The organism is Paenibacillus sp. Z6-24, from assembly GCF_054161335.1.
In genome coordinates this window covers 2,499,241-2,512,432 of sequence record NZ_CP096398.1, presented here as the reverse complement: position 1 = coordinate 2,512,432, position 13,192 = coordinate 2,499,241, and the positions used below count along the sequence as shown (strand labels likewise).

At 48.7% G+C, this 13,192-nt stretch carries 5 protein-coding genes; 1 reads left to right on the top strand and 4 read right to left on the bottom strand.

Annotated elements, in window-relative coordinates; translation table 11 throughout:
* Window positions 1-3 precede the first annotated feature (3 nt).
* From M1D61_RS10985 to M1D61_RS10975, 3 genes are all read right to left on the bottom strand, one after another.
* Window positions 4-2,787: a DUF6603 domain-containing protein gene (locus M1D61_RS10985; RefSeq protein ID WP_458122371.1), complete on the bottom strand. Its 2,784-nt coding sequence runs from the start codon at window positions 2,785-2,787 to the stop codon at window positions 4-6.
* Window positions 2,788-2,807: 20 nt separating this feature from the next.
* On the bottom strand, window positions 2,808-3,344 hold the full coding sequence (locus M1D61_RS10980; protein WP_458122370.1) for a hypothetical protein: 537 nt from the start codon (window positions 3,342-3,344) through the stop codon (window positions 2,808-2,810).
* Window positions 3,345-3,731: 387 nt separating this feature from the next.
* Complete coding sequence (locus M1D61_RS10975; RefSeq protein WP_458122479.1) at window positions 3,732-4,997, bottom strand: FAD-binding protein; 1,266 nt, start codon at window positions 4,995-4,997, stop codon at window positions 3,732-3,734.
* A 711-nt stretch (window positions 4,998-5,708) separates the two neighbouring features.
* Between M1D61_RS10975 and M1D61_RS10970 the strand changes: the two genes are divergently transcribed.
* On the top strand, window positions 5,709-6,173 hold the full coding sequence (locus M1D61_RS10970) for a hypothetical protein (protein ID WP_458122369.1): 465 nt from the start codon (window positions 5,709-5,711) through the stop codon (window positions 6,171-6,173).
* A 116-nt stretch (window positions 6,174-6,289) separates the two neighbouring features.
* Here M1D61_RS10970 and M1D61_RS10965 read toward each other — a convergent pair whose 3' ends face one another.
* Entirely contained in the window at window positions 6,290-13,150 is a 6,861-nt protein-coding gene (locus M1D61_RS10965; protein WP_458122368.1) for an amino acid adenylation domain-containing protein, read from the bottom strand.
* Window positions 13,151-13,192 lie beyond the last annotated feature (42 nt).

The following is a 13,192-nucleotide window of genomic DNA, read 5'->3' as shown; positions in this document are numbered from 1 at the left end:
GAATTAGTATACTGTTGCAGCAGCCGCACCTGTTGTTCGCAGCACAGGCACAGCCAGTAGTACGGTCTGAGGATCGCTTGCCAATGTACAGATGTGCGCCTGACTCCATGTGCCGAACGCAGAGGCTGTCTCTAGCAGCAGCTGATCCCGATCGAAATTGCTTTTGATTGTGTTCTGCAAGAGATGAAATGCAATTTCAGGCTCAGCCGGATAATGCACCGCCGGTTTGAAAACAGGATCGAGATATACGACTTCTCTAGTAATCGATTCGCTCGAGCTTAATACCGATTCCTCATAGGTGCCCTGTTCCGGCAGGATATGTATGATGGAATCAGTACGCTTCACGGATACCGACAAACCTACCGGCATATCCGGAATGATAGGATGATTGAGATCCGGTTTTCCGGTGCCCCATAGCGCGGACGGTACATTTCGATATTCGATCACAGCATCCAGATCCGTAACATACTGTCCGTTCATCCTATTTCGGATGGTTACATTCACTTTCATTTGCACATCGTTCAGCTTCATTGGAGCAATTCCCAATTGGATCTCTCGCTTCAGCAGGGATTGGTCGTTAAAGAACAGACCAGTGCAAGGTACCTTCTGTTCAATCAGGAAATTCGCCCGAAATCCGTCAACTACATAAGCGTCTTGATCATCGGCGTCACGGTACTGAGCCAATAGACCGTTTGTCAGACTGACACTTCCAAGTCTTGCTCTGCTCGCCGCCGATAATGCTGTTGAACTATCAAGCTTTTCTTTGTCAAAAGCTCCGGGTATAAAGCTATCCACAAATTCGTTCCATCCGATCGGCTCTGGTTCATTCTCACTTCCTGCTCCAAATTCGATCGTAAATGAAATGATGTACCAATTCACCCGAACTTTTCCCGAAAATTCTGGTCCCCACAGTATTAAACTGGCGCCTATCTCCACATTGAAGGTTTTACCAATGCCAAAAGCACTGATACGGTAAGACGCGCCAACACTGATTTGAACCCTTGCCTGATAGAAAAAAGGTTTCCATTTTAAAATGAAATCTGCAGCCGCGAAAAACCAGGCTTTGAGATTGCCCCATTCAAACAGCAGCTTAAGACTTGTACCCGCCATCAGACAAGCGGGCGTCAGTGCGAAATAGGACTCTCCTTTGATTGAAATATTGTCGTTCACGATCCAGGAGACGCCGAGCGGTGGAATCACAGGATAATGTGTATTTTGGAAAGCCGGATGATGGCATCCTCCTAGCGTTACGATAAAGTCGCCGCTGTAAGCGCCTTTAAACCAGAATCCAATTGCAAATCCACCGGTCAGTTTGCAGGCAGGATCAAATAAAAATGATCGGTCCGTCAAAGCAGCCGTCAGCATAAATTCACCCTGGTCTGGATCGAATACGACTTTCATGGCCAATTCGGCTCGCATGATTGGACTTCCGCCAGTCAATTTGGGAGGAATTGAGGCGTTTGATAGTCCCAGCAGCGAAATTACCAATCGGCCTCCCATCTCAATATTGAGCAGGGCAAAACTTTCCAACATACCGAATGTCAAAAAACGAATGCCTGCGGATATGAAATATTGACCGGAATCCGGCACAATCGTCTCGCTCAGCGCACCAAGTGCTTGCTCAGGGGGCGTATCCGGTTTCAACTCCGAAGAAGCATCGCCCATCGCTGCTGATACAAGTGGGAATTGACGGACACCTTGCAAATCAGGAAGCCGAATTGAACGATTCACTCCAAATCCGAAAGCAAGTCCGTTTACAAAGAAGAACGCTGGTCCGCCAAGCGGGACACCCAGCATTAAATAGGCAAAAAATGTCTTCTCACTGCTGCCAGGCAACTCGCCGTACGAACCCAGTGCCTGAAAGCTGTACTGGCCGATCTTCAAGCCGAGTGCGCCATTGTAAAGCGATTTGTCTTCTTGGGACTGATACAATCCGCCGGATAAGCGGAAGCCTGGTTTATCAAAACTCACCATTAAGCCGCCCAGTCCAAAACGGATATCGTTTAGCTTTTTAAGCGAAGTTGATACATACAGTTCATAAAAATCGATGCGCAGCATGGCAATCGTAAAGCTGGCATCCAGATAAAGCGTAATTTCTGATTCAAACAGGCTGAAACCGATCTTGGAAAAATACAGTACGCTAAAGCCTTTGTTGATGTCGAGCCAATGAATCGTATTAGCAGGGAGAGACGCTGTGTCGGTCATAGTTGTGGGGGGTGACTTTAGAGGTTTCGGTTTAAGCGATTGGGTATAGTCTATGTTGACAGGAATATCCGTACCTTTAATAACCAGATTTGAGAAAAGAGAAAGTATTAGATTGATTTCCGGACAATACTGAAAATCTATTTTGTTAAATATAAATCCGTCTCCCGGATTGCAAAAACTTCCGATAATCGGAAGGCTCGAAAGTTCCAGCTTCCTGTTGAAATCCAGTTTGATTTTATAAATTCGCTTTTGTTGCCCTGAATTTTTTCCAGAAGTCAACGTCAGCTTACCAAAATCACGGATGACTGCTTCGAAACACAAACTGCTGTCTGAAGTCGAATATTGAAGACAGATGTTTTCGATCAACCATTCGAAATTCAAAAAATCAGGCAGTACAATATCAAAGTAAGCAGCTGCATCGTTCATTTCAAATGAGATACTCCGATTGATCCATGTACCTGACACCAAGACGCCGGTTTTATTTTTCAAGAATACGATTTCAAACAACGCATCCTTTATGTAAAACTCGCTGTATAGCACGACAGTTGACGATAAGACAGATTCAGCATCATAGACTTCCATCTGTTAGTCCCTCCCTTAGATCAAGCTAAGAGTTGAGCAATATTTTCAAGCTGCATACGTTCAATAATTTTTGGGCGATTTGTATTGAAGACAGCAAATCCCAGCTGCTCAATATGAAAAACTTTTAAACTCTCGTTGGGATCGACAGGATTCGTTATCACAAAGTTGAATGCATATTCACATGGCTTGGAATTAGCTTCGATACTGGACTTATTCGTATAAATGAAAAGCTGCCGGATCTGTACCTGGATGGCCTCAATGCTTTTCAGCCCCATCGAATCCAGCGTTTCCTTCATGTTATCTGTAGTAACAGGTTCTCCATCACCAAACGATTGAATAATGTTATTAATCTCCTTAATCAATTCCAGCAATGTCATTCCTTGTGGCTCTGTATCCGTCGGCATGACAAGAATCTGCGTTTGTGTCTCTGAATCATTACCTGGGATAACCGTATACTGATATACTCCCTTAAGCTTGCAGTTCAACAAGGTGAGATCAATAAATGCTTGCACGTTGTTACCCGACGCCGCTTTAAGGTTTTGTACAACCAGACTCATTCTGTTCATCCTCTCAAATTGGATTGTGCCTTACGGAATGATTAGTATGGAAGTGACGATGCTGAATCGCCATTAAATGGTTACAAATTGATTTTATAGAAAATAATACCATTATTCAAGAAGAAAAAAATAAAATTATTTACTATGCTGCAAAATTAAAATAATAAAACCATCGCTGTTTATCCTTATCACCAGATTGTAAAATGAATTACATTATTCAGAATTTTGCTGTATTATTGCCTTGTTCCTGATGACACAGCAAATACAATCCGCTCAGATAGCGTGTAACCGGTTATCATGATTCCGATGAATGCAGCTGGACACATTGCTTTTGAAGTTTAAAGTAAGTAAAGCGCTGAATCCATATAAGATTCAGCGCTTTTATTGTCATTCACCCTGCATACTGCGAACATACTTATCCAAAAATGCATTGCTGAACTTCCCCTGTGGGTCATACTTTTCAATCAGCGCCCGGAATTTCGGCAGATTCTCAAACTGCTGCTGCAATGCTTCGGCCGGTACGGTAAACAGCTTGCCCCAATGTGGACGTGCATGAAACGGTGCGAGCGCCTCTTCAATCAACGGCAGCACACGCTCGACGGCCTGCCAGTCATCCTTCCATGTGAAATGCAATGCCACGGACGGCTGGTTGTAAAAAGGGCTCATCCACAAATCATCCGCTGCGATCGTACGCACCTCACCGACAAACAGTACAGGTGCCAGATGCTCCCGCAGCTCATAAATCGCGAGACTCGCCTGGTAAACATGCTCACGCGGCATCAGATACTCACTCTGCAGTTCTTTGCCGGCACTCGGTGTGAACTCCATCTTGAAATGGGCAAGCCGCTCATGCCACATGCCGGGCTTGCCCAGCTGCTCTGTACAGTTTTCGGATTGCATGCCCGGCAGTGGATGCAGAGGAACAGCTGCGGGTGCCGCTCCATAGAAATTGGCATGGCCTTCATAACTCGCTCCGTCGTGCTCAGTGCTTTTGGTCCATACCTGATGGAATCTCGGCTGCTGCCAATCTGTAAACAGACTGATACTATAGGCGTTATTAAAGATGCCTTCGGCATGTTCTTTAAGCTGTGCCAATGGCAGGTTTTCATAAACGAACTGCTTTACCGTATAGCTTGGTATAACCTTCAGCGTCAGCTTTGTCACAATGCCAAGAGCACCGAGGTTGACGACAACACCTGCAAATTGCTCGTCTCCACGTTGAAAGGTATGCAGCTCTCCATTGCCATCGATCATCTCGATACCTTCCACTGCCGCTGCCAGACTTACATTGCTGCTGCCCGAACCATGCGTAGAAGTCGCTACTGCACCTGCAATCGTAATATGCGGCAGTGAGGCCAGATTATGGAGAGCGTAATTAGTCCCACTTAGCTGCGCACACAACTCGCCGTATGTAATGCCTCCTTGAACAGTTACTGTACTGCGGCTTTCATCCAGTTCCAGCATCCGATTCCATTTGCGCAGTGACACAAATACCTGGTCTGTGTCTGTAATGGCGTTAAAGGTATGACCGCTGCCGAGCACTTTTATTTTGCTGTGTTCCTTTACCAGCTGCTGCAGATGTTCCGTATGTTCGGGGTAGATCATTTCCGTCGCGCCGTATGTATAGTTACCGGCCCAATTTTGATAGCTCACCATAAATCCTCCTGTATTAAAAATGTAATGTTGTAAGCGTTATCTATCTACTATAGCAAAATTGCCGGAGGTTCATCCAGCATATTCATTTTTCGGAGTTTCCATGTTCATTAATTTTCAACACTGCCGGGGTGGTAACCGAGAACAAGTACGCTGTAGATTAATGCTGACGTCACCGTCACTTCCCACTCACCGACTTCCCGCAGAGGCACCCCTGCCATAGAATATTGAATTTCGCATTCAAGTTCCTTGTTCTGAAAATTCACGATTCACCTGCCAGCTGTCTGCCAAAATCATCTTTTTTGTCACTCGAAATAATCGTATGTTCTACATAATCTCTTTTTCACCATACCTCCTCTGCTCTATTCAAATATTGATTCTATTGTAGCAAACGAGCGATCATGCCGACCAGCTTGAGTTTCCTCTTGCAAGAGCCAGTGCTTACACCTGTTCATTTGTCTGTAGACATTCATTATATGTTCAAAATTAATAGTATAATTTTACATTTGAAGAATATTAAAGAAAGATAAATTGATATATACTCTAGTTGTATCCAATCCCATACTCCTATCACAAAAGAATTCAATACATATATATGGCTTTGGATGTTTGACAGGGTAGCGGTATATCAGAAGATATGGCTTAAGCCGTCCATATCCAAGATAATCCGTACCAAACCGCATTACCATCATTTACACAGGAGGTTTTACCATGAAAAAAAGGTTCGCGCTGTTACTGCCCGCTGCCCTGCTTGCTGTCACGATGAGTACAACGTCCATAGCGGCAGCCGATCTACAGCCTTCGGATTCGGTGTCTTCCACCGCTGCAAACAGCAGCCAGGCCGCATTAGTACACGCTTCCGTCAGTCAGGGAGCAGAGAACTACCATAGCATTCATTTTTCTATCAATTTTATGGATACGATCATGCTGGGCGATACAGAGGTGCGGGGACGTTTTTATCAGGCGCTGGAAGAAGCTATTGGCGCACCGGTTATCTTTTATGATTTCTGGAATGACCGTATCATTATCAAAGTAATTGACAAACAGCTCTCTCCGGAAGAAGCCGAAGCCGTCAAGGACAAGATCAACAGTATGGAATGGCTGCATGAAGCCTATGAAATTCCAATGAATCAGGAGATCATTACAGGTATATACTGGTTTGACCGCTGGGCTTGATCGTTTAAAATCCTTATTCCACAGCATAAACACCCCAAAAGCAGGAGTCTCGGCTGCAGCCAACTCTCGCCTTTGGGGTGTTTGGTTCTATGCAGCCTATCCGCTGCTACTGTGCGCTATGTGGATGAAGATGAAGCAAAATTTTGGGAATGCTGCTGCGGATCCATAAATCCTGCCTGCACTGCGTAAGCGATCATTTTCCTGAAATAGGCCATATCCGGTATCGGATAGGCAAATCCGATCGTATCCAGTATATCCACTGTATGCTTCACATCAATCCGTATGTTTATCGGCTCAGTAGATTCGAATAATGTTGTCACAATTCCGGCCAGCACTTCATCCCGGGATTGCAGCTCCTGTCGTCTGGTCTCCCGCTCTTCACGACTCATCGTCGTCTGCCGGAAGCCTTGTTCGGTCAATGCCTCGTAGATATCGGCATAACGGGCATAATACGGATTATGCAGATGAAATACACGCTCCGGCAGCTCAGGGTTATGCATCAATCTCACAATCGCGGCTGCGCATACGTCTACCGGTGTAAGATCGACCTTCTCCTGCATGATCGCAGGCTCGGCGCCCTCCATCATCGCCAGTGCTTTCAAAGAGAGATAAAACATATTTTCCTGTATATTCTCCTGGAATCGTCCATCCGTATACCGTCCGGTCAGATTGCCGACCCGATAAATGGATACATCCAATCCTTGGCGTAATTTCTCCACCAGGAGCGCCTCGGCTTCGAATTTGCTGCGCAAATACACATTGGAGTAATAATCCTGGCCGATATACAGATCCTTTTCTGTAAACGGCAGATCCATCTGACTCTCCGGCGCATACGAACCGGACACACTGAGCGTGGACACATAATGCAGAGGAAGACTGAACCTTGCGCAGAAGTCGGCCGCATGACGCGTTCCCTGCACATTCACCCGCTCAAACTCTTCATAGAACCCGTAGTGCTTCACCAGAGCGGCAGTATGAATCACCGCTTCAACAGACTCGCCCAGTGTCTGTATCGCGGTATCACTCCATCCCCATCCTGGCTCGGCGATATCTCCATGCCGTACATCGATCCGGTTCATCCACTCGGCAAGTCTATCTCGACTGTATACTGTGGCAAAATAAAACTGCAGCTTCTCTTCAAGCCGCTCATGCGCCTGCTCTATATTGCGAGCGCGGATCAGACAGGTAATCCGGGCAGTCGTGGAGGTCAGCAGCTCATGCAGCACATGAATGCCGAGGAATCCGGTCGCACCCAGCAGCAGAATTGATTGGGGAGAACTGCTTCTGCCCTGAACTCGTACAGATGGAACAGGTACCGGAATACCGGGAGTAAACGCCCTGGGCTCCTCTACTTCAGCATGCAGATTCCCGGTATCTATTTTCCGGGCAAGCTCTGTAAAGGAACGATAGATGTAGAAGTCCTTCATTTCCAGCTTCCATCCGATCGTATGGACTTTGCCGATCATTTTCAGAATACTGAGCGAGTGACCGCCGATATCGAACAGATTGTCGGTTACACTGATCTGTTCGGTCGTCATTTCCAGTACTTCGGCGGCGATTCGAATCAACCGGGTCTCGGTCTCTGTACGTGGAGCAACTCTGTCATGCTCCTCATCGATATGCAGTACAGGCAGTGCCCGTTTATCCACTTTGCCGTTGGACGTGAGCGGCAGCTGCTCTATAGCCATAAACCGGGAAGGAATCATATAGTCAGGCATCCGCACATTCAGATGAGTTTTCAGTTCACTGTCTGTCCATTCTCCTGTAGTAACGATATAGGCACACAGGCTGGAATAGGAAAGGCCCTTTTTTAGAGCGAGTACAACCGCTTCCTGGACAGCCGGATGTTCCAGCAGTCCGGCTTCAATTTCTCCCAGCTCGATCCGGTTGCCGCGAATCTTCACCTGTTCATCGATCCGTCCCTGGTAATCCACATTGCCGTCGGGTAGCCAGCGGGCCAGATCACCGGATCGGTACATACATGTACCCGGCATCCACGGATTCTCGATAAATCGCTCTGCAGTAAGCTCTGGCCGCCGCAGGTAGCCTGCAGATACGCCTTCGCCACCGATCCAGAGCTCACCGGTCACCCCGATCGGCTGCGGCTGCATGGACGAATTCAGAATATACAGTGTTGTATTGTGTATCGGAGGGCCGATTGGCAGCTGGCCGGTATCCAGTACAGCTTGATTGACCAACCATGCTGCTGCGCATACGGTCGCTTCGGTAGGTCCGTAGACATTGATGAGCGTGCCTTCTCCCAGTGTACGAAGCGCCTTTTCTACATGGATTCGTGATGCCTGCTCGCCGCCAAACAGCAGCTTGCGCAGTCCTCTTAGTCCATCCAGATCGACTTCCACCAGTGTGTTGAACAGCGCAACCGTCATCAGGGCCACTGAGATATGCTGCTCACGAATGGAAGCGATAAGTGCTACCGGATTAAGAAGCTGTTCACGCGTAACCAGTACGAGAGCAGCACCGTGCAGCAGGGCTTCGTGGATATCAAAGGTTGAACCGTCAAACGCGTAATTGGACAGCTGGAGAATCCGGTCTTCCGGTGTAATCTCCAGAAAACCGTTATTAACGACCGTTTTCACTACATTCCGGTGCGTCACCATTACGCCTTTCGGCTGACCGGTCGAACCGGAAGTATACATGACATAAGCCAGCTGCTCTGCCATGACTGCCATGGATGGAGAATGAACCGGCTGGGATTGCTCCGGCTGATCTGACAGATATAGAATATCGCCTTCGTAGCTGCGAGCGCCTGTCCATAACTCCCTGTGCTGAACAATAACCAGCGGCGCCTCACTGTCTGTCAGCATATGACGGATGCGCTCTACGGGATGCGTCGGATCTACGGGCAGATAGGCAGCGCCTGCCTTGAGAATCGCCAGTATGGACACAATCATCTCCGGCGAACGCTCGGTAATCAACCCTACGATCTGATTTTCTTTTACTCCGCATTGAATCAGGGTATGAGCCAGCTGATTCGCCTTTGTATTCAGCTCGGCGTAGGTCAGCTGCTGATCCTCCATAATAACAGCCGGACGCTGCGGATCAAGGCGGCACTGTCGCTCGAACAGCTCATGAATCGTCTGTTCCCTCGGGTAAGGAGCGGACGTTTGATTAAAGGTGACGATCAGCTGTTCACGTTCCTCGGCAGTGATCATCGTAAGTTCTGTATGATTGCGTTCCGGTTGATCTACAATCTGTCTCAGCAGCTCCGTATAATGTTCCGTCATCTGCCGGATCGTCGAGGATCGGAACAGATGGGTACTGTACTCTACTGCGACATCCAGCGACTCTCCCTCGACTACGGTCCAGTTCATGGCGAACTTGGAAGGATTCCAGCCCAGATCGATTGGATTCATCTCCAGATCAGGTACATGCACCGTCGACTTTTCAAAATTCTGCACTGTAAACAGCACGTCAAACAGCGGATGCCGGCCCACATCCCGCTGCAGCTCCAACTGCTCCACCAGTTCTTCGAACGGATAATCGGCATGGGTGTACGCCTGCAGTATCGTTGCTTTACATTGAGTCAGGTAATCGGTAAATGATTGGCCAGGCGCAGGCTGTGTGCGCAGCGCCAGCAGATTGACGAACATGCCCACAATCGGCTGCACATCGGCGTGAAGACGTCCGGCAATCGGAGAACCGGTGATCATATCCTGCTGTCCGGTATATCTGGACAACAGCAGATGAAAAACGGCCAGCATGAGCATATGCAGCGTAACCCCATGCTTTAGGCACAGCTGCTCCATATCCCGGGTCAGTCGGGCATCGATGCGGAATCTCCATACATCTCCGCTGTATTCCTGCACGGAAGGGCGCGGGTAATCGGTAGGCAGCTCCAGCACCGGCAGTTCCCCTTCGAACTGCTGCAGCCAGTACTGCTGATGTTCACGCCATTGTGGCATATTCATTTGGGACTGCTGCCAGACGGCATAATCCCGATATTGAAGCGACAGTGCAGGCAGTTCCCTGCCCTGATACAGCTGCATCAGATCTTCAAGCAGTACCTTGCTGGATACTCCATCTGCAATAATATGATGCATATCCAGCATCAGCACATGATGATCCTGCCCGATCCGGAACAGACCGGCGCGAAACAGCGGCGCATGGGCCAGATCGAATGGCCGGACCAATCCCAAGAGTCCTGTCTGCAGCTGGTCTGATGTCGTTTCATAGATTTCCATATTCCAGGATATATAGGTATGGATACGCTGCATCAGCTCTCCTTCCACCATATGAAAGGAAGTCCGAAGGCTCTCATGTCGCTGAATAAGCATCTGCAGCGCCGATTGAAGATGTCCCGCATCGAGCTTGCCTTTCATCTCAAAAACCAGCGGGATATTGTAGCCGGTCGTCGCAGTCTGCTGAATATTCTGTACCATATACATGCGGCGCTGTGCGGATGAGACCGGATAGTACTCCTGCTCGGGTGCTTTGGAGATGCTCTCGAACGTAGTGGACTCGGTCTGATCGATATAGGCAGCCAGTTCTTTGATCGTTGGTTTGAGGAAAACTTCGTTTAATGGAATATCGACATTCATCTCCCGATAAATTCGAGAAACCATGGTCATCGCTTTCAAAGAATGTCCGCCCATTTCAAAAAAATGATCGTCTCTGCCAGCCTGCGGTACGCCAAGCACATCTTTGAAGATGGCAGCAAGCTTAATCTCGGTCGCTGTGCCCGGATCGGCAGACACGGAAGGCGAATAAAATTGGGGTTCTGGCAGTGCGGACTTGTTTACTTTACCATTCGCGGTGATCGGCAGCTGATCCATCTGTACAAAATGCGCCGGAATCATATACTCCGGTAAAGTCTGCAAAATATGTGCGCGCAGCTCCGCCGTCGTCCATGCTCTGGCAGCGACAATATAGGTACAGAGATACGCATGCCCTTCCTGATCCTGTCTTGCGATAGTCAGACATTCGCGAACGCTAGAATGCTTCATCAGCTGCACATCGATTTCACCGGGTTCGATGCGATAACCGCGAATCTTCACTTGCTCATCCAGTCGTCCCAGATACTCGATCTGTCCATCCGGCAGCCAGCGGGCCAGGTCTCCGGTCCGGTAAATCCTCTCTCCCGGTATGGCCGGATGCTCTGTAAACCGCTCTGCCGTTAGCTCTGGACGATGGAGATAACCTCGGGCCAGTCCGCTGCCGGATACACATAGTTCTCCGGGCACACCGACCGGCTGGAGCTGACCTGTCCGGTCGAGAATGTATACCCGATGATTGCTAACCGGCTTACCGATTGTCAGCACTGGTGATTTCGCGTCCAATACACCACTTGTAGTGACTACCGTATTTTCTGTGGGACCGTAATTGTTGACGACCGCATACGATTGCGGCTGAAACTGCTGAATCCGCTCTCCACCGATCAGCAGCAGACGAAGGGACGGATGATCCAGCTCCATGAACTGCACGGCCAGCTGGGTCGGCAGGAAGGTTATCGTAATGTCATGGGCTGCGCAATACTTTTGCAGTGCGTAAATATCACCCCGCATATTTTCATTAATCACATGCAGCGTCATTCCGCAGAGCAGCGGCGGAAATGTCTCCCATACCGAAGCATCAAATCCAAAGCCGGCCAGTTTGGTACTGCGATCGGCAGGACCCGTCTGAAAAGTATGATTGTGCCAGATACACAGATTGACCAGCGTATGGTGCTCGATCATGACCCCTTTGGGCTGACCGGTAGAACCGGAAGTGTAAATGACATAGGCTAGATGATGCCCCTGATGTATCGGTTCCACATTATGGTCTTCTTCATCTCTCCAAACTGATTCTTCAAGCGGGATCGCTGTTCTCTGGTAGGCTGGGAAAACACTTACTCCCGGCTGGATCAGCAGATGGGTTGTACGACTGTCTTCCAGCATATAGGCTGTCCGCTGCGCCGGATAGGATGGATCAATCGGCAGATAGGCGGCTCCTGCTTTCACAATCCCCAGTACACCGACGATCATCTCGAGGGAATGTGCAGCCATAATCGCAATCACCTGATCCGGACCGGCTCCTCTCCTGCGGAGAACGCGTGCCAGCTGATTTGCCTGGCTGTTCAGCTGCCGGTAAGTGAGCGACTGTTCGCCAAAGACAACGGCAATATCATCAGGCTGCCGCTGAACCATTTTTTCAAAAAGCTCATGGACCGTTTGGCCGACTGGCAGTTCCAGCGTCTGGGAGTTGAATGTGTGAATAAGCTGCTGACGCTCTGCAGGAGTAAGGATTGAAATGGTAGAGACAGGAAGGTTGGGATGATGCAGCACCGTATCTGCGACCTGCTCGAGATGGCGGCATACCGCCTCCATCTGGTCACGGTGATACACTGCAGGATGATAGGAAAGCGTAATGGTTAGCGACTGTTCCAGCCGAATTCGAATGCTGAAAGGAGAATGGATGCTTGCCATGTTTGCTCCATATTCCAATGTCAGAATATGATCAATGAGCGGATGGGATACACCTGCAATCTCTTGAAGCTCGGATGGACCGTAGACATTATGGATCTGCGCCAATCGCCATGACCGCTGAGCTTCCTGCAGCAGTTCCCGAAAAGTCATCGCTACCGAAGTGATCAGACGTACAGGCGTAATGGTCCCGGCAGGAGTGGCTGCAGTGTCGGCAGAGGAAGGTTGTAGGTGGGTACCTGCAATGGATACACCAAAAATCGACTGTTCGCTGTTATTGTATTTTAGCAGCACAATTCCCCAGATCGTCTGCAGCAGGATAGCCGGCTCTACCCCATTCTGGCTGGCTTGCTCCAACAGGAGCAAAGTCGTCTCTGGACGAAACGAAAAAGAAACTTCTTCCCGCAGATCCGGCATGGATTCATATGTATGGTGACCTGGATCGGTGTTCTTCAAGCGCTGCGGCAGTATGGAGGCTTCTGCCATATCGTTCAGATACTCCTGCCAGAACAGCCTGGCCTCTATATCATTCTGCTGTTTGTGCATGTCTGTGTTCATTAGTTTATAGTGCTCCCTTCGAACGGATCTGTTTGCCTGATT

Excerpts from the sequence above, each read along its gene's own strand:
- M1D61_RS10985 (WP_458122371.1), bottom strand. The coding sequence starts at position 2,787 with ATGGAAGTCTATGATGCTGAATCTGTCTTATCGTCAACTGTCGTGCTA.
- M1D61_RS10980 (WP_458122370.1), bottom strand. The coding sequence starts at position 3,344 with ATGAGTCTGGTTGTACAAAACCTTAAAGCGGCGTCGGGTAACAACGTG.
- M1D61_RS10970 (WP_458122369.1), top strand. The coding sequence starts at position 5,709 with ATGAAAAAAAGGTTCGCGCTGTTACTGCCCGCTGCCCTGCTTGCTGTC.
- M1D61_RS10965 (WP_458122368.1), bottom strand. The coding sequence starts at position 13,150 with ATGAACACAGACATGCACAAACAGCAGAATGATATAGAGGCCAGGCTG.